This is a genomic window from Flavobacterium sp. B167r, assembly GCF_056824315.1.
This window is the reverse complement of record NZ_CP124859.1, coordinates 249,417-273,564: the sequence shown is the minus strand read 5'-3', so window position 1 is coordinate 273,564 and position 24,148 is coordinate 249,417. Positions and strand designations below refer to the sequence as shown.

The window sequence follows — 24,148 nt, the reverse complement described above, 5'->3', positions numbered from 1 at the left end:
ACTGCGACTATTTACCCTTCATACAATTCCCCTCGATGCGGTTTCAAAGCATCTCTTACTTGAATCATATTTTCGTCGGTTACGACCATAAAAGCTATGGCGTACATTTCGTCTATGATTTTAAATCCTGTAATGTTTAAAGGGAGTTTTTCGATTGCTATATATTCTTTTAAATGGATTTCGTGATGTTCAGCAGTTTTAGCTGAAGCTGGTCCGCGGAAATCCCAAATTAATTTTATTTTTCTAGACATTTTTTTTAAAGGTGCAAAGGTTTTGAGGAACAAAGGTACAAAGTCTTTTTGAAAAAAGGTTCTGAGGTTCTGAGATGCTGAGGGTCTAAGTTTTTTTGTATTGCTACGATATGCTTTGTGCTGAAAATCTCCAAAATCTGCTTTGATCTGTGTCAATCTGCTTGCAAATTTCACAGTAAATTTAAAATATCATTTCAAAATAGTACTTTTGCATGTTCTTTTCATAGAAAGAAAAGCTAATAGAATAAATATACAAAAATGCCTAAAGAACTTTTACTTCAAGTTACACCAGAAATTGCTGCAAACGAATCATTGCTAAAAGACCATTTGTCTAAGCAGATTAAAGTTTCGGTTCAAGAAATTCAGCACGTTTCGATTTTAAAACGTTCTATTGACGCGCGTCAGAAAGCGATTAAAATCAATTTGAAAGTTGTTATTTATTTGAAAAGCGAACCTTTTCAGGAAACTAAATTGGAGCTTCCTATATATAAAGATGTTTCGAATGCGCAAGAAGTTATTGTCGTGGGAGCAGGTCCAGCCGGACTTTTTGCCGCTTTGCAATTAATTGAATTAGGTTTAAAACCAATTGTCCTAGAACGTGGAAAAGATGTTCGAGGACGTCGTCGTGACTTAAAAGCAATCAATCGTGAGCATATTGTAAACGAAGATTCGAATTATTGTTTTGGAGAAGGTGGAGCAGGAACATATTCTGATGGAAAATTATATACGCGATCTAAAAAGCGTGGCGATGTTACCCGTATTTTAGAACTTTTGGTGGCCTTTGGTGCTTCAGAAGATATTTTGGTCGAAGCGCATCCGCATATTGGAACCAATAAATTGCCTAAAATTATTGAAGATATCAGAAATAAAATTAGAGAATTTGGCGGTCAAGTTTTGTTTGAAACCCGCGTAGACGATATTCTGGTAAAGAATAATGAAGTTGAAGGAATCGTAACTCAGAACGGAGATAAAATTCACGCCAATAAATTGATCTTGGCAACAGGACATTCAGCTCGTGATATTTTTGAATTATTAGATAAAAAGAAAATTTTCATTGAAGCAAAACCTTTTGCTTTAGGAGTTCGTGCAGAACACGCTCAGGAATTAATTGACAGTATTCAATACAGCTGTGATTTCCGTGGAGAACATTTACCGCCAGCGCCATATTCAATTGTAAAACAAGTTAACGGCCGCGGAATGTATTCGTTCTGTATGTGTCCGGGAGGTGTAATCGCGCCATGTGCAACAAGTCCAGGCGAAGTGGTTACAAACGGTTGGTCGCCATCTAAACGTGATCAATCAACAGCAAATTCTGGAATTGTAGTCGAATTGAAATTGGAAGATTTTAAACCTTTTGCAAAATTCGGAGCTTTGGCCGGAATGGAATTTCAAAAAAGTATCGAACAAAAAGCGTGGCATTTAGCAGGAGAAACTCAAAAAGTTCCTGCGCAACGAATGATTGATTTTACGCAAAGTAAAATTTCATCAGATATTCCGAAAACTTCTTATGTTCCAGGAACAACTTCGGTTGAATTAGGACAGGTTTTTCCAGGTTTTTTAACGCAGATTATGCGCCAAGGTTTTCAGGATTTTGGAAAATCAATGCGTGGTTATTTAACTAATGAAGCCATTTTGCATGCGCCAGAAAGTAGAACTTCATCGCCAGTTAGAATTCCAAGAGATCCTATAACTTATGAGCATTTACAAATAAAAGGTTTATATCCTTGTGGAGAAGGAGCGGGTTATGCGGGCGGAATTATTTCTGCGGCAATTGATGGCGAAAAATGTGCCTTAATGATCGCGGAATCCTTGAAATAATTGGCTTCGGGTTTTTTGGTCCAGTAAAGATTGTTATCTTAGTATTCTGATTTTAATAGAATATTCCCCAAAGATGACAATACAAGAAATCGAAAAAAAACACGGATTTGAATACCCTCTCTTATACAAACAGTTAGATGCCGATGGCATGCTAGATGTTGGAGAATATGGTCCAAATTGGTATACGGATGTCTATCCTACTTTAAAAGACAATCCGCCTTTACTTTTGCATTCGTATGATTTTGAATCATTGAATTTAAAATCTGTCGCAGAAGAAATAGAAGAACTTCAAGATCCTGAAGATTACCGAAATATTAATCCGGAATTTAAGTTTGTTCCGTTTGCCAAAAGCGGCGGCGGTGATCATTATTGTTTTTTCTTAAATGAAGAAAATAATGGAGATGTGCCAATTGTGTACGTTTGGCACGACATGAATGAAGTGAATTATTTGGCGAAAAATCTACAAGATTTTATCTTCAAAGTTTTATTAATTGATATGTCAAAACAAGATATTTACAATGAATTGAGCGACGAAGAATTCAGAGAAGATATCGAGGCAGTTTTCAAATCACATAAAAAATATTTGACCGATCGCCAGAATTCGATTTTAGAAGAAATTTTAAAAAGAGAGATTGTCGATTACGAAATAAATGTTTCGCCAAAAATTGTAGAATCGGCGAGAGGATTATTGACAGATCACGAACTAGAATCAATTGTGAATGAGGTAATTCCTTTCGATAAAATGAATCAGAGTTTTAAATATTCAAACGATTAATTTATTTCCTATAAAATATTTGCCATGAGTTTTTTCTCTAATTTATTTGGACGCAATAACGATCCAAAATCCATAATTTCTTTTGATGTTATTGATCCTATTTATTCTCATTTATATAATCACGAATCCAGTCTTGAATTTAAAGTAAAAGGAATTCAAGAAGATGTTATTGTAAATTTGTTTTTCTTTCCAAGTTCATTTGATCATGAAGAAGGAAACGCAGAAATAAAAAAAGCAGGTTTTAATAATGCTTATGAAGTTTTGAATGAACTTTATAAAAAAATGAATATTGGCACTCTTTCTGAAGAGCAGATTCAAGAAGGTTTAGAATACGATTTTATACATATTCAGTTTTATTCGGAGCCGACTGCAGAGGAGAAAAAGTTATTTAAACGTTCTATAAAAAACTTCGTTATCTTTTTCTGCTGTACGAATAGTTTAGAAGTTAACGATTTTAAGATACTTTATTCAGGAAAACATTTCTTTGATTATACAAAAGGATTGTTGGAGAGCGAACTTTTAGATATAAATAATCCGAAGAGTGAAAGCGAGGAAATAGGAATTAGAGATTTTAAATTGGTTTTGCAGGGAATTTGCCAATATTTAAATATTGAAATTCCTGAAACGATTGAACTTCCTTCATCTCAAAATTTAGTAGCAACGGAAGAAGTTACTGTAGAAACTTTTGAAGAATTTATCAATCTTGTTTCAAGGAAAAATATCGAGGAAAAAGACCTAAAGAAACAGTCCAAAAAGCTCTTTAAAAATTACCAAAAAGGCAGTGACGAATATCATGCAATTGTAAATAGTCACTTTGATTTTTTTGAAAGTATTGATGCTTGGAACAGCGACTGGAAATTCGATCCTGAGGATGCTGAATGTTTTATTTCTGAAATGGTTGGCGAAGATTTGAATTTTGAATATCCTGAAGAAACCTATAGTCATGATTTGTTTCCGTACATTCAAACAGCCTTAGAGAAACGCGGTTTTGAATTAATGAGTTACAATACAAATGGCGATAACTATTTGTTTTTTGTTGCCAATAAAGAAGATGTCGATAGAATTTTAGAATTATCAGAAATAACTAAAATTGAAATAGATCAACTTTAATAATCGCCGCGAATTCACGAATTATTTTAAAATAAAATTCGTGAATTGCTTCGCCTGTTCGCTATCGCTCGAGTTGTGGCGAAAATATTTTTAAGGAATCAAAATAATTTTTCCTGTGCTTTTTCTGCTTTCTAAGAAATCATGCGCCAGTTTTCCTTCTGATAATTTGAAAGAAGTTGGTTCTGAAAGTTTGATTTTTTCTTCGGTAATCCAGCTAAATAATTGACTCGCTCTTTTAATTCTTTCTTCTTTAGAATTTAAATAACTCCACAAATCTCCGCCAGTTAAAGTTTTAGAACCATCCATCAGCATTCTTGGATCTACAGGTTCTGGATCTCCGCCCGCCATTCCGAAGAAAACAACTTGACCACATTCTTTGGTCACTTCAAAACTGTCTTTTAAAGTGCTTCCGATACTATCGTAAACAACGTCAACACCGCTTGAAATGACTTTAAAAATCTGTGATTTCCAATCTTCATTATAAAGAAAAACATGATCTGCACCTTGCTCAAATCCGATTTTTGCTTTTTCTGATGATGAGGTTAAGCCAATAACCGTTGCACCCAAAAGTTTACTGATTTGAGTTAGTATTTGTCCAACTCCGCCAGCAACTGCGTGTATTAAAACAATTTCTCCTTTTGCAGTTTTATGACTGTCTGTCGCTAAATAATGTGCCGTTAAACCTTGCAATAAAACAGAAGCTGCGGTTTCAAAAGAAATGCCTTCAGACAACGGAATAATGTGATTTACATTTACTGCAACCAATTCTGCATTTGCGAATGGTGCATCGGCAAAAGCTACACGATCACCAACTTTAAATTCTGAATGATTGTTGGCATCGACCACAATTCCTGCGCCTTCATAACCAGCAATAAAAGGAGGATTTCCTTTTAAATGATAATTTCCTTTTCGTCGGTAAACGTCGGCAAAATTTAATCCGATGGCTTTCATTTCGACTAAAATCTCATCGCTTTTTAATTGAGGATTCGGGATTTCTATATATTCTAAAACATCTGAATCTCCGAAAGAAGAAAATGTAAGTGCTTTCATTTTTAATTTATTTAAGAATGTAAAGTTCGGTAAAAATTAAAAACCTCTATTGAATTTTAATAGAGGCTTTTGAAAATGTTTTTTTTTTCACGAATTACACGAATGCCCACTAATTTATTGATATTAAATTTGTGAAAATTGGTGTAATTCGTGGCTAAACAAAAACTATATTTTAGGGAATTTCATTTCGTTAAAAGTGCTTTTTTGCTTCGCTAAAGTTTCGATTTCTTGCCATTTTCTTGGAGAATCAGCAGAAAGATTTTCATAAGAATCTTTTAGCATTAAAATGTCATCTTCGATACGAACACCGATATTCCACCATTTTTTATCGCATTTACTGTTTGGCGGAATGTAGATTCCAGGTTCAACAGTAAGAATCATGTTTTCTTTTAGAGTCCCCATGTAATTTCCTTTGTCATGAACGTCAAGCCCAAGAAAGTGCGAACAGCCATGCGGATAATAAATTCGGGAATCTTTAGGATCTGTGATAATTCCTAATTTAAGCAATCCAGCAGTTATAACTTCTTTTGCTTTTTTGTTTAAATCCTGAATTGGAGTTCCTTCTTTACAGATTTTAAAAACTTCTTCTTGCGCATCGTACACGATTTGGTAAATTGCTTTCTGTTCTTCAGTAAATTTTCCGTTTGCCGGAACTGTTCTTGTAACGTCTGCAGAATAACCGTGATACTCAGAACCAACATCCATTAACAATAATTGATTGTCCATTTTTGTAGCATTGTTATCGTTATAATGCAAAATACATCCGTTTGCTCCAGCGCCAACAATTGGTGGGTAACCTTCGCCTTCCGCACCGTAGTGTCTGTGAACGTAAGCGTGAATTCCATCAGCTTCATTTTCACTCATATCCGAACCTACCGCTTTCATCACTTCATTGTGTGCAATGCAAGAAAGTTTTACCGTTTTACGCATCAAAACAAGTTCTTCTGGAGTTTTTATTTCGCGTAGAGAATTAGTGATTTTGTCAAATAATTGTACTGAAGCTTCGTTTGCTTTTGTAATTCCAGCTTTAGATTTAAATGATTTCAAAAGTGAATATAAATTGTCTGGACTATTGTTTTCTGCAACATCTGTTGGGATTTCGTCATAAATAACTTTATCAAATTTTGCGAAATCAATTGCAAATGAATTAAAATCTTTTCCGTTGTAAGCAGTTGTAAAACCTAATTTAGATTTAGCGCCTTCAATTCCTAAACGTCTTCCCGTCCATGTTTCGCGAGAAGCATTTCTTTCTCTGACAAAAAGAATTTCACTGTATTTTTCTGTTCCTTGCGGTTCTTTAAAAAGGACTAAAATAGCATCTGGTTCTTTGTATCCAGTCAAATAGTACATATCAGGATTTGCGTGATAATTGTAATTAATGTCTTTAGAGAAAACTTTTTCAGGATAAGAAAAAACAACTGCCACAGAATTTGCAGGCATTAAAGCTCTAAAAGCTTCGCGACGCCCTTTATGAAATTCTTTTGTGAGATAATCTGTTGGAAGGTTTTCTTGCGAATGGACAAACGATGCTGTCAATGCAAATACAAACAAAAATAGGAATTGCTTCATTTTTTAAGGTTTTTTATTGATGATTTTCGGTTTTTTGATTGACGCAAATTACAAAAAAAATGGAATCATAGGATTGTACTTAAAAGCTTGATTTGTAAAAATTTAAAGAAAATTCTGTAACTTAGAGACAGAAAATTATGACTTATTATAATATTTTAATTTTGATAAACCTTCTAACTGGGCACGAATATTGAGAAAAGAATTTTATAGAATTATTTTAATCTTCAAAAAACAAATTACAAATCTTTAAAATACACTTTTATGAAAAAATACACATTTGCAGTCCTTTCAATTTTGACCGTATTATTTGCTTCATGTACAGCATCGAAATCAGCTACAAACTCGGGCGATGTATTTGGAACAACTTGGGAATTGGAATACATTTCTGGACCAAGAATTGCTTTTGAAGGATTATATCCGAATAAAAAACCACAAATTACATTTGACCAAAAAGAAACAAGAGTTTATGGAAATAACGGATGCAACGGTTATAGCGCACCTTATACTTTAAACGGAAACAAATTAACTTTTGGAGAACCTGGTCCGACAACAATGATGTTTTGTGAAGGTGGAGGAGAGCAACAGTTTGTAAAACAAATGTCAAAAATTACTAGCTATTCTATTGATAAAGATGGGAAACTAAATCTAATTCAAGGAGATGTTCCAATGATGAGATTTAAAAAAGTAGCGAAACAATAATCTTTAAGTTGTTTAAAATCCAAAAAATGGAAATGATTTTGTCATTTCCATTTTTTATTGAAGCAGTTTTATATTTCTACTAATAACATTTTTATCAGAAGCAGTTTTGGCCAAACCAAGTGCTGTTTCAAAATACTTTAATGCTTTTTTCGAATCAATTTCTGAATATAGATTTCCCAGTAAAGAATAATAAAAATGATTGTCGGTTAAATTCAGTTTTTCGGCTTCTTTAATTGCTTCTTTTTTTCCTTTTACTTTAGACAAAGCATAAGTTCTGTTTAAAGCCACAATTGGAGAATATTCTAAAATAATCAGATTATTGTAAAGTTCTAAAATGTTGTCCCATTTCTCAATCGTTTCTTTTTTGATTGTGTGCCAATACGCAATTCCAGCTTCAAGATGATATTTTGAAAGTGTATTTCCGGTTGAGGATTGACTTAAAAAATAAGTTCCTTTATCTATTAATTCCTGATTCCAAAGCGATTGATCCTGATCTTCGTATAAAATAATTTCGCCGTTTAAGCCCGTTCGGGCATCAAATCTTGACGAATGAAAACACATTAACGCCATTAAAGCATTGGTCTGCGGAAGATTAGTACTTTCATTTTGAATTAATAAATAGGTAAGGCGCATGGCTTCGGTACAAAGATCTTTTCGTAAAGTGGTATTTTGCGAAATGGAGTAGTAGCCTTCAGAATAAAGCAGATAAATAGTTTTAAGGACGGGTTGTATTCTGTCTTTTATTTCAGAATTGCTCGGATTTTGAATTTTGATATTCTCTTCTTTGAGTTTTTCTTTGGCGCGATTTATTCTTTTGTAAATGACTTCTTTATTGGATAAAAAAGCGTCTGAGATTTCATTGATTCCAAAACCGCACAATAAATTTAAGGCAAGAGCAATTTGAGCTTCTTCTGAATTACACGGATTACAAACCGTAAAGATCATTGCAAGCTGACTGTCGGCAATATTTTGATCTGATAAATCAATGTCGATTTCAGGATTGTTTAATGGCGTGTTGTGTTTTATTTCGGCAACTATTTTGGTTTCAAAAATGTTGTTTCGTTTCAAATAGTTTTTGGTTTTGTTTTTGGCAGCGGTATAGAGCCAAGCGGTAGGGTTTTCAGGAATTCCTTTAATTGCCCAAGTTTCTGAAGCAGTCAAAAAAGTATCGCTTACAATATCTTCGGCAATTTCAATATGCTGAATTCCGAATAAGCTGCAGAGAACTGAAACTATTTTTTGATATTCGGTTCTGAATAAATTGGGTAAAAGTTCTTTGTGCTCCATATTTTAAGAGAAAAATGCCTTAGTAAAGATACAAAGGCATTTTTATTTAGTTAGTTCAAAATCTTAAACGGCTAATCTTATTTCGACATTTCCGCCAAAATTTAAAATCGGACATCCTTGCGCGATTTCGGCAGCTTCGTCATAATCTTTGGCTTTAATGATTATTAAACCGCCAATCGATTCTTTTATTTCAACGAATGGACCGTCGGTAGTTCCTTTTGAGCTGACAAGTTTTCCCTGTCCGTCCCAGCGCTGTAAAGGTCTTGCCAATTTGTCTTGAGCGGCCAGACTTCCAAACCAGTTTTGCCACTGTTGCAAATGCTGTTGTAATTCTTCTGGAGAAGGCTGTACTTCTTTTGTTATAAAATCTCTTCTAAAAATCAATAAAAACTCATTCATTTTTTATGTTTTTACAGTTTATAATTTGCTTTTGAATACTATAAAGTTAATTGTTTTTTACAAAATAAAACCAATTACTGCTTATCCAAATTGTCCAACTCTATAAGTTCCAGGTGTAACGGAAAAAGTAATGTTAAGACGATTCCAAGCATTAATTGCGGCAACAGCAAGAGTAAGATCTATTAATTCTTGTTCTGTAAATTCAGCTTTTGCAATTTCATAAATTTCGTCTGGAACATCGCAAGCATTTACCGCTTCCGCAAAAGCAAGAGCAACTCTTTCTCTTTGTGTAAAATATGGAGTTTCTTTCCAAGCGCTCAATCCTAATAAACGTTGTGTTGTTTCTCCAGCTGCTAAAGCTTCTTTTGAATGCATGTCCAAACAATATGCGCAGTTGTTGATTTGAGAGATTCTAAAATCTACTAATTCCATAAGAGACATTTCAATTGTTCCTTTTTTCCAAATAGCCTGAGATTCCAAATAATGTACTAACTGCTTTTTGACCTTGTTCGAATAAATTTAATCTAGATTCCATGATGTATAATTTTTAATTGTTTATACCCTAATAACAATCGAACTTTCAGAATTGGACAAAAAGTGGAAAAAAAATTAAATTATTTTTCTAATTAAATGAAAAACCTAGTATTTACAAGGATTTACAAAATAAAAAAAGCGCCCATTTTTGATGGACGCTTTGAGAATATGCTTTAAATCTTTATTTCTTTTTCAGTTTATCTTTAAAAACCTTTTCGAATTTTTCTAGTTTAGGCTGAATTACCATTTTGCAATACGGCTGATTTTTATTGTTGGCATAATAATTCTGATGATAATCTTCGGCTTTATAAAATGCTTTAAAAGGTTCAACTTTTGTCACAATCGGACTGTTGTAGACTTTTGCTTTGTTTAGTTCAGCAATAATGCTTTGAGCCGCTTTTTTCTGTTCTTCATTTTTATAGAAAATAACAGAACGGTATTGAGTTCCAACATCTGCTCCTTGACGGTTTAAAGTTGTGGGATCATGAACGGTAAAAAAAACTTTGAAGATTTCGTTAATATTGGTTACCGTTTTGTCATAAGTAATCTGAACTACTTCAGCGTGACCCGTTTCTCCCGTAGAAACTTCTTCGTAAGTTGGATTGGCAACTTTTCCACCTGAAAATCCAGAAACAACAGATTTTACTCCGTCTAGATTTTCGTATACGGCTTCAACGCACCAATAGCAACCTCCGCCAAGCGTAATAGTTTCTAAATTGGCTTTTTTATTTTGAGAAATGCCATTCAGCGAAAGCGCAAAAAGACATATTAAAAGTATATTTTTCATTTGTAGCTTATTTATGATCAGGAATAAAATCAAGAGCAATCGAATTCATGCAGTAGCGTTTTCCAGTTGGTTCAGGTCCGTCATCAAAAATGTGTCCTAAATGTCCGCCGCAACGTCCGCAAAGCGTTTCAGTTCTTTCCATTCCAATCGAATTGTCGTCTTTAAAAACGATGCTTTTTTTGTTTTCCTGTTCAAAGAAACTTGGCCATCCGCAGCTACTTGAAAATTTTGCTGTAGATCTAAAGAGCAAGTTGCCGCAAGAAGCACAGTAGTATGTTCCTTTTTCGTCAGTATTCCAATATTTTCCTGTAAAAGGCCTTTCGGTGTCGGCCTCACGCATTACAGCATAAACATCTGCTGGCAAGACTTTTTTCCATTCGGCATTGCTTACATTTAATTTCGTTGTATCGGTATTTGAATAATAAGGATTTCCGGGCTTACTGATTTTATTTTCCATGACAGCAGTTTTTGCAGATTGTTTTTTAGTGTTTTGTCCGCAGGCCTGTAAAATAAAAAGTGGCAGTATAAAACAAAGGCTGAAAATTAGGTTTTTAGATTTCATAAGTTGTTAGTACATTAATCTGTATTTCAAAGATACGTCGAGATTTATCTTCAAATTACAGCAGAAGTTATTATTGAGATTTTTTTAAGTGTGTTTTAACTTTTTATTAGTTACGTAAAATGAGACAATGTAGTTTTTATGTCTTAATTTTATCTGCTTTTAATTTTTAGCGTAATTATTTAGTTGTAAATCAAGAAAATAGAAATTCAGCGTAGAGCTAAGCTTTTGACAATCTTAATTAGCATTTTTAAGCCATTTCTTTTTTCGTATTTTTGTTTGCTTAAGAAGCCTTATGACAGAAGAAAACGTAATACTAGTTAATCAAAACGATGAACAGATTGGCTTAATGCCAAAGTTAGAAGCACATGAAAAAGCGCTTTTGCACCGTGCCTTTTCGGTTTTTATTTTGAATAGTAAAAACGAAATTATGCTGCAGCAGCGTGCTCATCATAAATACCATTCTCCTTTACTTTGGACTAACACTTGCTGCAGTCATCAGAGAGAAGGCGAGGCCAATATAGAAGCGGGAACCCGACGATTGTTTGAAGAAATGGGTTTTAAAGCTGAATTGAAAGAATTGTTTCATTTTATCTATAAAGCGCCTTTTGATAACGGTTTAACAGAACATGAACTAGATCATGTTATGATTGGTTATTATAATGAGCAACCAAATATAAATCCAGACGAAGTGGAAGACTGGAAATGGATGAGTATTGAAGATGTTAAAGCAGATATTGAAAAACAGCCCGAAATTTATACCGTATGGTTTAAGATAATTTTTGATGAATTTGATCATTATCTTGAAGACCATAAATTATAGCCAACTAACCAGAAACATAAATGAGAGTAACCATATCTAGAAAAGCACATTTTAATGCTGCGCATCGACTGCATCGAAAGGATTGGTCATTTGAAAAAAACGATGCTGTTTTTGGAAAATGCAATAACCCGAACTTTCATGGTCATAATTATGGTTTAACAGTAAGTGTTACAGGAAAGATTGACCCGGAAACTGGTTTTGTTCTCGATGTGAAAGTATTAGCGGATATTATACGAGAAGAAGTAGAAATTCCGTTTGATCACAAAAATCTGAATCTGGATGTTCCAGAATTTGTAGATTTGAATCCGACTGCAGAAAATATTGCCGTTGTGATATGGAATAAAATTAGACAACGAATTCATGCCGATTTTGACTTAGAAGTGGTGCTGAATGAAACCGACCGAAATTTTGTAACTTATAAAGGAGAATAAAAAATGTCATTAAAAATAGGAGATATAGTTCCGAATTTTATTGCTAAAGACAACAATGGAGAACTTTTTGAAAGCCAAAGTGTTTTAGGAAGAAAGCCGCTGGTAATTTATTTTTACCCAAAAGATAATACGCCTGGCTGTACGACCGAAGCTTGTACTTTTCGAGATCAATATCAAGATTTTAAAGATTTGGGAGCTGAGGTAATCGGCATTAGCAGTGATAGTGTAAAGTCACATCATAAATTTGCCGCTAAACATAAATTGCCATTTATTTTGCTTTCCGATCAAGATAAGAGATTAAGAAAACTTTTTGGGGTGCGCAATAGTCTGCTCGGGCTTTTGCCGGGACGCGTTACCTATATTATTGATAAAAATGGTTTGGTGATTTCGATATTTGACAGCGCAAATGCTGCTAAACATATACCGAAAGCTTTAGAAATTGTTCAAGAATTAGTATTATAGATTACCAAAATAGTATCAAATTAGAATTAATTAATTAATTAAATATATTAGCCTAAAAAACATGAGTCAAAATTTATACCCTTTGCAATTTGAACCGATTTTAAAAGAAAGAATCTGGGGAGGAGAAAAACTGAAAACTATTCTAAATAAACCAATCGTTTCTAAAATTACTGGTGAAAGCTGGGAATTGTCTACTGTACCAGGAGACGTTAGTGTGGTTGCAAATGGAGTTTTAAAAGGAAAATCTTTGATGGATTTGATTAATGAAACACCAGACGCTGTTTTAGGAACTAAAGTTTATGAGCGTTTCGGAAAACAATTTCCGCTCCTTTTTAAATACCTAGATGCAAGAGAAGATCTTTCTATTCAAGTTCATCCAAATGATAAATTAGCTAAAGAACGTCATAATTCTTTCGGTAAAACAGAAATGTGGTACGTAACTCAAGCCGATGCCGATGCTAGAATTATTGTTGGTTTTAAAGAAGATTCAAATAAAGAAGAATATTTAAAACATTTACATGACAATACTTTAGTTTCGATCTTAGATGATGTAAAAGCAAAACCTGGTGATGTTTTCTTTTTAGAAACAGGAACAGTTCATGCTATTGGTGCAGGATTGGTTGTTGCTGAAATTCAACAAACTTCTGATATTACGTATAGATTGTATGACTTTGATCGTGTGGATGCGCAAGGAAATAAAAGAGAATTGCACGTAGATCTTGCTTTAGATGCAATTAACTATAATAAAGTAGATACGCAGAAGAAATACGAAACGAAAGCTAATACTTCAAATACTGTTGTAGATTGTCCTTATTTTACAACGAACTTCCTTCCGTTAGAAAACAAATTGGAAGTTGCTAAAACTGGAGAAACATTTACTGTGTATATGTGTATCGAAGGTGATTTCGAAATTGAATATAATGGATTTAAGCAAGCTTATAAAAAAGGAGATACAGTTTTGGTTCCAGCTGCGATAAATGCATTTAATTTAAGCGGAAAAGCTTCAATTTTAGAAATTTACATTTCATAGTATTAAATATAAAGATAATATGTACTTTTGCAGACGCAAATTAAAATAATAAAAAAAATGGCAAACGTTAAGAATTTAAAGAAAGACATCAACTTCGTATTAGGAGATATTATTGAAGCAGTTTACTTGTTTGAGATGTCAACAACAGGAAATCCTACTCCAGAAACGAATGCTTTAGTCGATGAAGCTATTGCTGCATTCGATACTTTGATCACAAAAGTGAACGCTAAGAACGTTGAAAATAAAAAAGCACACTTCAAACAAATTAATGTTGAATTAGAACAAGCTGCTAATCAATTAATTGAAAAAATCAACGCACTTTAATCAAAAAAAAGTGTAAAAAAGTGCAAAATTATTTTGGGAAAACGAAAAACCGCTTTATATTTGCACCCGTAATGAGTCGCCAGCGTAGCTCAGTTGGCTAGAGCAGCTGATTTGTAATCAGCAGGTCGTGGGTTCGAGTCCCTCCGCCGGCTCAACGGAAACCATCACAGAAATGTGATGGTTTTTAAATAAAAATGAAAGCAAATTTATTTTGTAATATTAAAAAAACAATATTATATTTGCACCCGTAAATACGCTGCCAGCGTAGCTCAGTTGGCTAGAGCAGCTGATTTGTAATCAGCAGGTCGTGGGTTCGAGTCCCTCCGCCGGCTCCAAAAACCATCACAGAAATGTGGTGGTTTTTTTATGCCTAAAAATCAAATTCCGATTTTTGAAATTCAAAATTATCATCTTTGGCAAATGTTAGTAAAACATAAAAAAGTTCAGTATTGAGGCTAATTTATTGTTTTTTGGAGACTTTTTTTAACGGCTTGGGTATTTGTGTTTTTCGGCTTAAAATTTTCAAATTAGAGCATAAAAAAAAGCCCTGAAATTTCAGGGCTTTGGTTCTTTTATAAACTGAATTATTTTTATTCTTGAGTTTCATTTACTTTTGTTGCTGCAGGCTGTTCCGTTTTTTTAATTTCAGCTACATATTTTGTTAGTTTCTTTCCGTAAAGCGATTGTGCTACTTTTGGAGTCATCGATTTTTGGATGGTATCAAGAAACTTCAAATTGATGTCGTAGATTTCTGCTAAAGCAATATAAGGCGATACTTCGTGGTCTTTATTGTTGATTGCAAAGTTCGTTGCGTATAAATATTTTCTTTTGATGTTTGACTGTTGTTTTACATCTATACTATCAACGGCTTTTTGATCTTGTCTCTTTAAGGCTTTGAATTTTGATTCTACCATAGAAAGATTTTCGTCTCTAAAACGAGTGTTTATTTTTTGGTATTCTTCATATAATTCTTGATTTTTAGATCCAGTAATTTTTGCGCCAGCAATGAAATTATCTAAGTTAGTTTCGATATTCATGTTTCCTGGTTCTGCAAAAAATAAAAGATTGTTATCTAAAGAATTTGTTACGCCACGATCTAAAAATAGATAAAGCATTTCAGGAGATTCTAATTTAATGTCTCTTTCAAAAGTTGAATTTCCGTCGATCTTAATGCTGTCGATAGCAACAAGAGAAGTGTCAACAACTCTTTGGATATATAAAGTTCCGGTTTTTAAACCTTTAATGTTTCCTGTGATATGTAAATTATCAGCAGCTGATTCTTTTTTGCTGCAAGATGCTAATACTGCAAGAGTAACAAAAGCAATTAATGTTTTTTTCATTGGTTTTTGAGATTTTGGTGCAAAATAAAGAAAATAGTTTAAATGTAAGGAGGCAGGCGTTTTATTTTTATAAAAAAATAAATCCCAATCTATTTCTAAATTGGGATTTTTAAAGTAGTGCAGGAAAAGGTCTTACATTGATAAATTAAATGAAGTGCCATTTTCATGCGTATATGTGTAAAGTGCATCGTAATCATTGTTTCCGTAATCGATAACGTCATTTAAAATGCCTTCTTGTAAATTTGTCAATTTACCATTGTAACTTCCTAGTTCATTGCGGCGCAGTTGCAACAGTTGTGTTTTAGTGTATTCAATCGTTCCTTCTAATTTGATGTTTTTTTAAACTGATTTGTAATAATTGCTTTTGGCTTTTCTTATTTTTTTGTATTCTTCCCAATTAAAGCGATTTAGAAAATCGGCTGCATTTTGAGCACCTCTTATAAAAAGATCGATTTTTGCATCATCAGTTAAATTGAAGTTTAGCCAATTATGACTTCCAGTATCAATATATCCGATTAAGTTTTTAAAGTCTGGATTTTTTTGCAGAAACTCAGAGTCGTATCCGTATCGAGCTGTGTCAAAAAGAGAGCCTATTAAATTGGAGAATTTTTCGTTTTTATTGATTTCGTTTTTATCATAACCCAATTTGATTCCGAAGGTTGGAGAAGCAGGAACATTCATGTTTTCGTGAAAAATGTCTATCGGAAAATTGGAAATTATTCCGCCATCCATAAACATAACTTCTGTAGGCACAGATGTTCTCAGGCAAGTTGCATCATTCCATTTGTTCCAAGCATCGATTCCGCTTGGGATGTTTTTGATTTTAAAAGGTGTAAAAAATAACGGAATCGACATCGAAGCCCGAACAAAATCAGCTGGATTTTGAACATCTGGATTCGAGTAAAATAAATCGATCATTTTAGGGAAAATAATTTTGCTTTCTGTAGTGATGTCAGCAGTTATTATTGCCATTTGGCTCCAATGATCTACTCGTATATATTCTTCTCTATCTCCATGATTTGGGTGGTTTACTCGATATAATTTATTTTTGTCTGAAATTCCTTTTTCTCTTAACACTTTTAAATCGGCATAATTTTTTATTCCTTTTTGCGAAAGCAGATTAGTCATCCATTGATGAAAATTATTTCCGGGATTCAATCCTAAATCGTCTTTAAAATTGTCTACGACCTGGCAGCCTTTCATTATTAATTTCAAATTTCCAGAATCGCTTAACAAAGCATCAATAAAATCTCGGGCATCATGATCTCCGTCTACAAAATCATATAAGTTTTTGTTGCACAAACAATCTAAAATCCATTCTGACTTTTCTAAATCACATGTTCCTGCGGCCGCCATTAGCATAGTGTTAATACTTCCTGCAGAAGTTCCTGCCAGACTTAAAAAGCGAATTCCCATTTTTTCTAAAACATACACATAGCCAACCAATGCAATTCCAAGCACGCCGCCGCCTTCCTGTACAAGGTCGACATATTGGCAATTATTATTGTCTATAATATCTGAGAATTTTTTGCCTTTAATCTGTTCTTTTAAATCCTTTATAATTGCTAGAATTTCTCCGTTTTCTGTAAATTTCCTTTTGTCCATGATTTCTAGATTTTATATTTTGGTTTGAATTAATTGTTTGAAAATCAAAATTATATAATCTTGTTTCTTGGAAAAAGGGGAGAATGACCCTTTTTTATAGGGTAGTTTTAGGGCAAAAAAAATCCTGCAAAATTGAATTTGCAGGATTTTAGAAATAGTATTTTTGAATGATTATTTAATCATTTCAAAACTTCTTTTTACAAAAGCGGTAAGTGCTTCACCTTTTAAAAGGTTTTGAGATAATTTAGCTAAATCCAAAGCTTGCTTAACTAAATGCTCTTGGTGCGTTTTATCTTCTGTATTTAAAATACTTGAAGCTAAATCAGAATTTGTATTTACAACCAAATTGTACATTTCTGGCATATTACCCATTCCGAACATTCCGCCGCCGCCAGTTTGGCTCATTTCTTTCATTCTACGCATAAATTCTGGCTGCGTGATAATGAATGGAGCAGCTTGAGAATCCATAGCTTCCAACTGAACGCTGTATGCTTTTGGTATATAAGCTTCTAAAGAAGTTTTTAATGTTTCTTTTTCTTCGTCAGATAATTTAGAAATAGTGTTTTCTTCTTTTTTGATCAAATTATCAACGTGATCAGAATCTACACGAACGAAACTTAATTCGCTATTATCGTTTTCGATTTTCTGAATCAAGTGCGAAATAATCGGAGAATCTAAAAGCAATACTTCGTAACCTTTATCTTTCGCTGCTTCAATATAAGAGTGCTGAGCGTCTTTATTTCCAGCATAAAGAACAACTAATTTGCCATCTTTATCAGTTTGGTTTTCTTTTAGTTTTTCTTTTAATTCTTCTAAAGTAAAGTAAGTGTCATCTACAGTTGGATATAAAACAAATGCACCTGCTTTTTCGTAGAATTTATCTTCAGAAAGCATTCCGTATTCTAAAACGATTTTGATGTCGTTCCATTTTGCTTCAAAATCAGCACGGTTTTCGTTGAATAAAGCTTTTAATTTATCAGCAACTTTACGAGTAATATAGTTTGAGATTTTCTTAACCGCACCATCAGCCTGTAAGCCAGAACGAGAAACGTTTAATGGAATATCTGGAGAATCGATTACTCCTTTTAACATTGTCAAGAATTCAGGAACAATTCCTTCTACGTTGTCAGTAACGTAAACTTGGTTTTGGTACAACTGAATTTTATCTTTCTGGATTTGCATGTCTGTACCCAATTTAGGGAAATACAAAATACCAGTTAAGTTAAATGGATAATCTACATTTAAATGAATGTTGAATAACGGCTCTTCAAATTGCATTGGATACAATTCTCTGTAGAAGTTTTTGTAATCTTCATCAGATAATTCAGAAGGCTGTTTTGTCCAAGCTGGATTTGGGTTGTTGATGATGTTGTCAGTTTCAACTGTTTCATTAACGTAGTCTTCTGGAGCGTCTTCTGGTTTTGGAAGCGTTTCAGTTCTTGTTCCGAATTTAATCGGAATTGGCATAAACTTATTGTACTTGTTTAATAAACCACTGATTTTAGAATCTTCTAAAAATTCAAGAGAATCTTCCGCAACATGAAGAATGATTTCTGTTCCGCGTGAAGTTTTGTCAGCTGGCTCTAAAGTAAATTCAGGACTTCCGTCACATGTCCAATGCGCCGCTGGCTCATCTTTGTAAGATTTTGTAATGATTTCCACTTTTTCTGCAACCATAAAAGCAGAGTAGAAACCAAGACCAAAATGTCCGATGATTCCAGAATCTTTAGCAGAATCTTTGTATTTGTCTAAGAATTCCTCAGCACCCGAAAAAGCTACCTGATTGATGTATTTTTCTACTTCATCAGCAGTCATACCTAAACCTTGATCGATAATGTGGATTTTTTTACCTTCCTTATCCACTTTAACCTCAATAATTGGGTTTCCGTATTCTACTTTAGCTTCACCAATGCTAATAAGATGTTTTAATTTTAAAGTAGCATCAGTACCATTAGAAACAAGCTCGCGCAAGAAAATTTCATGGTCGCTGTATAAGAACTTTTTAATTAAGGGAAAAATGTTTTCTACTGAAACATTAATTTTACCTGTTGCCATATTTTTTAATTTTTGATTTAATGTGATGATTTTCATTTATTCAAATAGAATACCAATTGTTTTTTGGGTGACAAAATGTCGGAAATGTTAATTTTGAAAGAAAATAAATAGATTGTAAAACGAAAAATATCTGAACGAATCGTATATTTGTGGTACAATAATTGTTAAAAAGGCAAGTTATTAATCTAAAAAAATTGTACAAAATGAAGAAGAGTATTTTTATATGCTTTATTGCTGCTATGTTTTTTGCATGCAAATCAGCTTCGTCAACAGCTTCATCTTCTGAAGCAACTACGCTTTCAACAAAACTTGACAAATCGACTCAAGTGGCGTTAAAAGGAAATTGGGTTCTTACCAATGTTTCTTACCCAGGTTCAGATTACATTAAAGTAAATTCATTTGATCTTGCAGATTCAAAATGTTTTATTGGAAGTACTTGGAGCTTTATTTCAAACAATAACAAAGGAACAATGGCTTTAACTTCTCCAAGTTGTACTGGATTTTCTTCGCCAATTGTATGGAGTATCAACAATCAAGGTTTATTTGTATTGAAAATTCTTAATGCAGGTGAAAAAGCAAAGAAAGTAAGAGATGGTTATTTGCTTAAAGTTGCAGGTTTAACTGAAAGTTCATTTCAGTTAATTGATAACATCAATGTTGGGGGACAGGTAAAAGATGTGGTTTATCAATTCCAAAGAGCTAATTAATATTTAAAGATATAAAAAATGAGAAAGATAAAAGTTTTAGGTTTAAGCAGTTTAATGGTAATAGCTAGTTTTTTTACAAGCTGTGATTCAGTAAAAAATGCAAATAACACACAAAAAGGGGCTGGAATTGGAGCTGTTGCAGGTGGTGTAATTGGAGCAGTATTAGGAAATAATTTAGGTAAAGGCGGAAACGCTGCCTTAGGAGCTGCAATTGGAGCTGCTGTAGGTGGTGGAACAGGAGCTTTGATCGGAAACAAAATGGATAAACAAGCTCGCGAAATCGATCAGGCTTTGCCAGGTGCTTCTGTAGAAAGAGTTGGTGAAGGAATTCACTTGACTTTAAACGAGAACTCTGTTCGTTTTGATACTAATAAATCTACATTAACTACTCAAGCAAAAGCTAATTTAGACAAATTAATTCCTGTATTTACAGAATACGGAGATACAGATATTCAAATTTTTGGTTACACAGATAACACTGGAAAACCAGAATATAATTTAACGCTTTCAGGACAAAGAGCTGCTTCTGTGCAAGCTTATTTAGTAGCTAAAGGATTAAAATCAAGCCGTTTTAAAACTTCAGGTTTAGGAATTGCAGATCCAATTGCAACAAATGATACTCCAGAAGGAAGAGCTCAAAACCGTCGTGTTGAATTTTCAATTACAGCAAACGACAAAATGGTAAATGATGCTAAAGCAGAAGCTGGAAAATAGTTTCTAATAAAATAAATCATCAAAAAAGCTGTTTCAAATAATTGAAGCAGCTTTTTTTTGACTTTAGAAATTAAACATTGTAAATTTGACGTCTCATATTACAACTCATGCTCGACATTCAAAATATATCTTTTTCGTATACCGAAAATCCCGTTATAAAAAACATCTCTTTTTCTATTGAAAAAGGTCAGAATATTTCCATTATAGGTGAGAGTGGCTGTGGAAAAAGTACGCTTCTCAAACTTATATACGGATTATATGATCTAGACGAGGGACAAATTTTTTATGGGGACAAACCAGTTTTGGGACCAAAGTTTAATTTGATTCCCGGAATGCCTTATATGAAATATTTGGCGCAGGATTTTGATTTGTCTCCGTATGAGACAGTGGCGGAAAATGTTGGGAAGTTTCTATCGAATGGTTTTGCAAACATGAAAAAGCTTCGTGTTCAGGAATTGCTGGAGATGGTAGAAATGGATCAGTTTGCTAATGTAAAAACAAAATTCTTGAGTGGAGGTCAGCAGCAGAGAGTCGCTTTGGTAAGAGTTTTGGCTTTAGAACCAGAAGTGATTTTGTTAGACGAGCCATTTAGTCAAATTGATGCTTTTAGAAAAAATGCATTGCGCCGTAATTTATTTCGTTATTTGAAACAGAAAGGAATTACCTGCATTATTGCAACACACGATAGTACAGATGCCTTGTCTTTTGCTGATCAGGCAATTGTGATGAGAAATGGAGAAGTAATGATAAAAGATGAGCCTTCAAAAATTTATGAAGATCCAAAAGTTAAATATGTAGCTTCTTTATTTGGCGAAGTAAATGAAATTCCAACTCATCTATTATTGTCTTATGAAGATGAAACACACAAAACGTTAGTCTATCCGCATCAGTTTAAAATGGTTTCTGAATCAAAACTAATGGTAAAAATTAGAAGAACCTATTTTAGAGGAAGTCATTATCTAATTGAAACAGTTTACAAAAGGCAGTTGATTTTCTTTGAAAGCGAAATAGATTTACCGATAGACCAAGAAGTTTTTCTGGCATTGAATTACTTATAATATAGAACCCGATAATTTAATAAATGATTGTCGGGTTTCTTTTTTAATAAAATGAAATTTTAAACGAATAATCAATTGACCTCATAATAAGTTTTTAGCAGGAATTGTGGCATATTATTGGTTTTTTAGGATATAAAATTGCGCAATGCAATGTATAATTTTAATATATTAAATTGCTAATAACGAAAAAAATAGTAATTTGTGTACGTATATTTTAAAGTATGCGTAAATTTGCAATCCAATTTTTTAATAAATAATAATAGATTATGTATCATTCAAAAATAGCTGGTTTAGGATATTATGTTCCTTCTAATGTGGTGACTAACGATGATTTGTCTAAGATAATGGACACCAATGATGAATGGATTCAGGAAAGAACCGGAATTCAGGAAAGAAGACACATCATCCGTGGAGAAGATACTACGACTTCAATGGGAGTGAAAGCAGCTAAAATTGCAATCGAGCGTTCTGGTGTTGCCAAAGAAGATATTGACTTTGTAGTTTTTGCTACATTAAGTCCAGATTATTATTTTCCAGGACCTGGAGTTTTGGTTCAAAGAGATTTAGGTTTAAGAACAGTTGGAGCATTAGATGTTAGAAATCAATGTTCTGGTTTTGTTTATGCAATTTCTGTTGCAGATCAATATATTAAAACCGGAATGTATAAAAATATTTTGGTAATTGGTTCTGAGGTTCACTCTACAGGATTAGACATGACAACTCGCGGACGCGGAGTTTCTGTAATTTTCGGAGATGGAGCAGGAGCGGCAGTTTTAAGCCGTGAAGAAGATGTGACAAAAGGGATTTTATCTACGCATTTACATTCTGAAGGACAGCACGCTGAAGAATTAGCATTGCAAGCACCAGGAATGGGAGCGCGTTGGGTAACCGATATTCTTGCAGATAACGATCCTAATGATGAAAGTTATTATCCTTACATGAATGGACAATTTGTATTTAAAAATGCTGTTGTTCGTTTTGCTGAAGTAATCAATGAAGGGTTAGAAGCAAATGGCTTACAAGTTTCAGATATCGATATGCTGATTCCGCATCAAGCGAATTTGAGAATTTCACAATTCATTCAAAATAAATTCAAATTAACAGACGACCAAGTTCATAATAATATTCAGAAATACGGAAATACAACGGCAGCGTCTATTCCGATTGCTTTAACTGAAGCTTGGGAACAAGGAAAAATCAAATCTGGAGATACTGTAGTTTTGGCAGCCTTCGGAAGCGGGTTTACTTGGGCAAGTGCTATTATTAAATGGTAAAATAATCATCTTACATTATATTTTTTTTAACCTGCTTTCTTTATTGGAAGCAGGTTTTTTTAATTTAAGATTTGTCAGGCTGAGCGAAGTCGAAGCCCACGTTCCAATAGGAGCGCCCTTCGACTCCGCTCAGGGAGACAAAACGATGACGATTATAGGTGTTTGATTTCTATTTGTCAGGCTGAGCGAAGTCGAAGCCCACGTTCCAATAGGGGCGCCCTTCGACTCCGCTCAGGGAGACAAAAAGATGGCGATTATAGGTGTTTGATTTCTATTTGTCAGGCTGAGCGAAGTCGAAGTCCCGTTCCAATTGGCACGTTCTTCACTTGATGTTTTTGAATTAAATTTCTTACTTTTATTTTGTCGAAAATAAAAGTTTTTAAAAATTATGAAAAGATACTACGTTTATATTTTGAAATGCACTAATGGAAGTTATTATACAGGAATGACAAACGATATTAATAGAAGATTAAATGAACATAATTATGGTTTAAATAAAGATAGTTATACCTTTAATTTAAGACCATTGGAACTTGTTTTTTGTACAGAATTTAATGATGTGACTCAAGCAATTTTATTTGAAAAACAAGTAAAAGGCTGGAGTAGAAAAAAGAAAGAAGCTATAATAAATGATAAGTGGGAAGATTTGAAAAAACTTTCTGCATGTTTGAATAAAACAACTCATAATAATTTTAATAAAAATAATGTTTAGTAAATTAGCCTTCGGCTTTGTTTAAGTTTATTTAAAGCCAAAGGTCTTTTTTAAATTAAATTAAATGAAAAAAAATCAACTAGAAATAGCTTGTTTTAATTATGAATCGGCATTAATTGCTCAGGCAAATGGCGCGGACAGAATTGAACTTTGTGAAAACATGAAATTGGGAGGCACTACGCCAAACTCGATTTTGGTGGTAAAGGTTCGTGAAAACCTAAATATAAAAATGCATGTCATTATTAGACCTCGAGGCGGTGATTTTGTCTATTCTGATGAAGAGCTTACAGAAATGAAACAAGACATCAAGCAATATAAAAAGCTAGGTGTAGACGGTTTTGTTTTCGGAATTTTAAAGGAAAACGGAAAAATAAATAAAAAGCAAAATAAAGAGTTGGTGCATTTAGCGCACCCGCTTTCTTGTACTTTTCACCGCGCTTTTGATGTTGTGAAAAATCCAGAAAAATCGCTTGAATCTATTATTGATTGCGGTTTCAAAACGATTTTAACTTCGGGTCAAGGAGTAAATGTTGAAGAAGGAATTTTGGCTTTGGAAAGGATTCAAGAACTAGCGGGAGATAGAATTCAAATTATGCCAGGTGGCGGTTTACGATCTTCAAATATCAAATTGCTTCAGGAAAAATTAGATCTGACTTTTTATCATTCATCAGCAATTACAGATGATTCTGAAATTGCAAATCCAGAAGAAATAAAGGAATTGCGTAATTTTTTATAGCGTTTATTAAAACAAAAAAAGTCTGGAGTGGCATCTCCA

General features: G+C 33.4%; 26 protein-coding genes and 2 tRNA genes. 17 read left to right on the top strand and 11 right to left on the bottom strand.

What is annotated here, in order from left to right; translation table 11 throughout:
• Positions 1-11: 11 nt before the first annotated feature.
• Positions 12-251, bottom strand: a complete 240-nt coding sequence (locus QLQ96_RS01310; protein WP_379693151.1) for a hypothetical protein — start codon at positions 249-251, stop codon at positions 12-14.
• Positions 252-509: 258 nt separating this feature from the next.
• Here QLQ96_RS01310 and QLQ96_RS01305 point away from each other — a divergent pair, with 258 nt between their 5' ends.
• From QLQ96_RS01305 to QLQ96_RS01295, 3 genes are all read left to right on the top strand, one after another.
• Complete coding sequence (locus QLQ96_RS01305; protein WP_482494037.1) at positions 510-2,069, top strand: NAD(P)/FAD-dependent oxidoreductase; 1,560 nt, start codon at positions 510-512, stop codon at positions 2,067-2,069.
• A 73-nt stretch (positions 2,070-2,142) separates the two neighbouring features.
• The gene (locus tag QLQ96_RS01300) at positions 2,143-2,844 is read left to right on the top strand and encodes an SMI1/KNR4 family protein (protein ID WP_482494035.1); all 702 of its coding nucleotides are present in this window, start codon (positions 2,143-2,145) and stop codon (positions 2,842-2,844) included.
• 24 nt (positions 2,845-2,868) lie between these two features.
• The gene (locus tag QLQ96_RS01295; RefSeq protein ID WP_482494033.1) at positions 2,869-3,954 is read left to right on the top strand and encodes a DUF6630 family protein; all 1,086 of its coding nucleotides are present in this window, start codon (positions 2,869-2,871) and stop codon (positions 3,952-3,954) included.
• Between the two features lie 90 nt (positions 3,955-4,044).
• Here the strand turns inward: QLQ96_RS01295 and QLQ96_RS01290 are convergent, their stop codons facing one another.
• The gene (locus QLQ96_RS01290; protein ID WP_482494032.1) at positions 4,045-5,004 is read right to left on the bottom strand and encodes a quinone oxidoreductase family protein; all 960 of its coding nucleotides are present in this window, start codon (positions 5,002-5,004) and stop codon (positions 4,045-4,047) included.
• 165 nt (positions 5,005-5,169) lie between these two features.
• Complete coding sequence (locus QLQ96_RS01285) at positions 5,170-6,573, bottom strand: aminopeptidase P N-terminal domain-containing protein (protein ID WP_482494031.1); 1,404 nt, start codon at positions 6,571-6,573, stop codon at positions 5,170-5,172.
• Between the two features lie 261 nt (positions 6,574-6,834).
• On the opposite strand from QLQ96_RS01285, the gene QLQ96_RS01280 reads away from it, so the two are divergent.
• A complete protein-coding gene (locus QLQ96_RS01280; RefSeq protein WP_482494029.1) occupies positions 6,835-7,272 on the top strand; it encodes an META domain-containing protein in 438 nt (145 codons plus the stop codon).
• 54 nt (positions 7,273-7,326) lie between these two features.
• Here QLQ96_RS01280 and QLQ96_RS01275 read toward each other — a convergent pair whose 3' ends face one another.
• The 5 genes from QLQ96_RS01275 to msrB form a co-directional block, all read right to left on the bottom strand.
• Positions 7,327-8,559 carry an RNA polymerase sigma factor gene (locus QLQ96_RS01275; protein ID WP_482494027.1) on the bottom strand — a complete coding sequence of 411 codons (1,233 nt, stop codon included), beginning with the start codon at positions 8,557-8,559 and terminating at the stop codon, positions 7,327-7,329.
• 63 nt (positions 8,560-8,622) lie between these two features.
• On the bottom strand, positions 8,623-8,958 hold the full coding sequence (locus tag QLQ96_RS01270) for a YciI family protein (protein ID WP_482494026.1): 336 nt from the start codon (positions 8,956-8,958) through the stop codon (positions 8,623-8,625).
• 81 nt (positions 8,959-9,039) lie between these two features.
• Positions 9,040-9,390 (bottom strand): carboxymuconolactone decarboxylase family protein, encoded by a 351-nt coding sequence (locus tag QLQ96_RS01265; RefSeq protein WP_482494024.1) that lies wholly within the window; start codon positions 9,388-9,390, stop codon positions 9,040-9,042.
• Between the two features lie 283 nt (positions 9,391-9,673).
• Positions 9,674-10,279: a peptide-methionine (S)-S-oxide reductase MsrA gene (msrA, locus tag QLQ96_RS01260; RefSeq protein ID WP_482494022.1), complete on the bottom strand. Its 606-nt coding sequence runs from the start codon at positions 10,277-10,279 to the stop codon at positions 9,674-9,676.
• A gap of 7 nt (positions 10,280-10,286) precedes the next feature.
• Positions 10,287-10,841, bottom strand: coding sequence for a peptide-methionine (R)-S-oxide reductase MsrB (msrB, locus tag QLQ96_RS01255; RefSeq protein ID WP_482494020.1), 555 nt, complete (start codon positions 10,839-10,841; stop codon positions 10,287-10,289).
• 292 nt (positions 10,842-11,133) lie between these two features.
• Here msrB and idi point away from each other — a divergent pair, with 292 nt between their 5' ends.
• From idi to QLQ96_RS01220, 7 genes are all read left to right on the top strand, one after another.
• A complete protein-coding gene (idi, locus tag QLQ96_RS01250; RefSeq protein WP_482494018.1) occupies positions 11,134-11,661 on the top strand; it encodes an isopentenyl-diphosphate Delta-isomerase in 528 nt (175 codons plus the stop codon).
• A gap of 20 nt (positions 11,662-11,681) precedes the next feature.
• Positions 11,682-12,092: a 6-carboxytetrahydropterin synthase gene (locus tag QLQ96_RS01245; protein ID WP_482494017.1), complete on the top strand. Its 411-nt coding sequence runs from the start codon at positions 11,682-11,684 to the stop codon at positions 12,090-12,092.
• 3 nt (positions 12,093-12,095) lie between these two features.
• Complete coding sequence (locus tag QLQ96_RS01240; RefSeq protein WP_482494015.1) at positions 12,096-12,554, top strand: peroxiredoxin; 459 nt, start codon at positions 12,096-12,098, stop codon at positions 12,552-12,554.
• A gap of 61 nt (positions 12,555-12,615) precedes the next feature.
• The gene (locus QLQ96_RS01235) at positions 12,616-13,584 is read left to right on the top strand and encodes a type I phosphomannose isomerase catalytic subunit (protein WP_482494014.1); all 969 of its coding nucleotides are present in this window, start codon (positions 12,616-12,618) and stop codon (positions 13,582-13,584) included.
• Between the two features lie 57 nt (positions 13,585-13,641).
• Positions 13,642-13,908, top strand: a complete 267-nt coding sequence (locus tag QLQ96_RS01230; RefSeq protein WP_111364281.1) for a hypothetical protein — start codon at positions 13,642-13,644, stop codon at positions 13,906-13,908.
• Positions 13,909-13,986: 78 nt separating this feature from the next.
• A tRNA-Thr gene (locus tag QLQ96_RS01225) sits at positions 13,987-14,060 on the top strand.
• 106 nt (positions 14,061-14,166) lie between these two features.
• Positions 14,167-14,243 (top strand) — tRNA-Thr (locus QLQ96_RS01220).
• Positions 14,244-14,498: 255 nt separating this feature from the next.
• On the opposite strand, the gene QLQ96_RS01215 is transcribed toward QLQ96_RS01220, so the two are convergent.
• From QLQ96_RS01215 to htpG, 3 genes are all read right to left on the bottom strand, one after another.
• The gene (locus QLQ96_RS01215; protein WP_482494012.1) at positions 14,499-15,248 is read right to left on the bottom strand and encodes a DUF4369 domain-containing protein; all 750 of its coding nucleotides are present in this window, start codon (positions 15,246-15,248) and stop codon (positions 14,499-14,501) included.
• A gap of 339 nt (positions 15,249-15,587) precedes the next feature.
• Positions 15,588-16,853 (bottom strand): patatin-like phospholipase family protein, encoded by a 1,266-nt coding sequence (locus QLQ96_RS01210; RefSeq protein ID WP_482494011.1) that lies wholly within the window; start codon positions 16,851-16,853, stop codon positions 15,588-15,590.
• Between the two features lie 171 nt (positions 16,854-17,024).
• A complete protein-coding gene (gene htpG, locus QLQ96_RS01205) occupies positions 17,025-18,908 on the bottom strand; it encodes a molecular chaperone HtpG (protein WP_482494009.1) in 1,884 nt (627 codons plus the stop codon).
• A gap of 203 nt (positions 18,909-19,111) precedes the next feature.
• Between htpG and QLQ96_RS01200 the strand changes: the two genes are divergently transcribed.
• The 6 genes from QLQ96_RS01200 (at position 19,112) to QLQ96_RS01175 (ending at position 24,109) form a co-directional block, all read left to right on the top strand.
• On the top strand, positions 19,112-19,615 hold the full coding sequence (locus QLQ96_RS01200; protein WP_482494007.1) for a hypothetical protein: 504 nt from the start codon (positions 19,112-19,114) through the stop codon (positions 19,613-19,615).
• A gap of 18 nt (positions 19,616-19,633) precedes the next feature.
• Positions 19,634-20,329, top strand: coding sequence for a YiaD family glycine zipper/OmpA-like lipoprotein (locus QLQ96_RS01195; protein ID WP_379693100.1), 696 nt, complete (start codon positions 19,634-19,636; stop codon positions 20,327-20,329).
• 107 nt (positions 20,330-20,436) lie between these two features.
• Positions 20,437-21,387: an ABC transporter ATP-binding protein gene (locus QLQ96_RS01190; protein ID WP_482494004.1), complete on the top strand. Its 951-nt coding sequence runs from the start codon at positions 20,437-20,439 to the stop codon at positions 21,385-21,387.
• Positions 21,388-21,653: 266 nt separating this feature from the next.
• A complete protein-coding gene (locus QLQ96_RS01185; protein ID WP_379693096.1) occupies positions 21,654-22,661 on the top strand; it encodes a 3-oxoacyl-ACP synthase III family protein in 1,008 nt (335 codons plus the stop codon).
• 388 nt (positions 22,662-23,049) lie between these two features.
• Positions 23,050-23,373: a GIY-YIG nuclease family protein gene (locus QLQ96_RS01180; RefSeq protein ID WP_482494002.1), complete on the top strand. Its 324-nt coding sequence runs from the start codon at positions 23,050-23,052 to the stop codon at positions 23,371-23,373.
• 64 nt (positions 23,374-23,437) lie between these two features.
• Positions 23,438-24,109, top strand: coding sequence for a copper homeostasis protein CutC (locus QLQ96_RS01175; protein ID WP_482494000.1), 672 nt, complete (start codon positions 23,438-23,440; stop codon positions 24,107-24,109).
• The last annotated feature ends 39 nt before the right edge of the window (positions 24,110-24,148 follow it).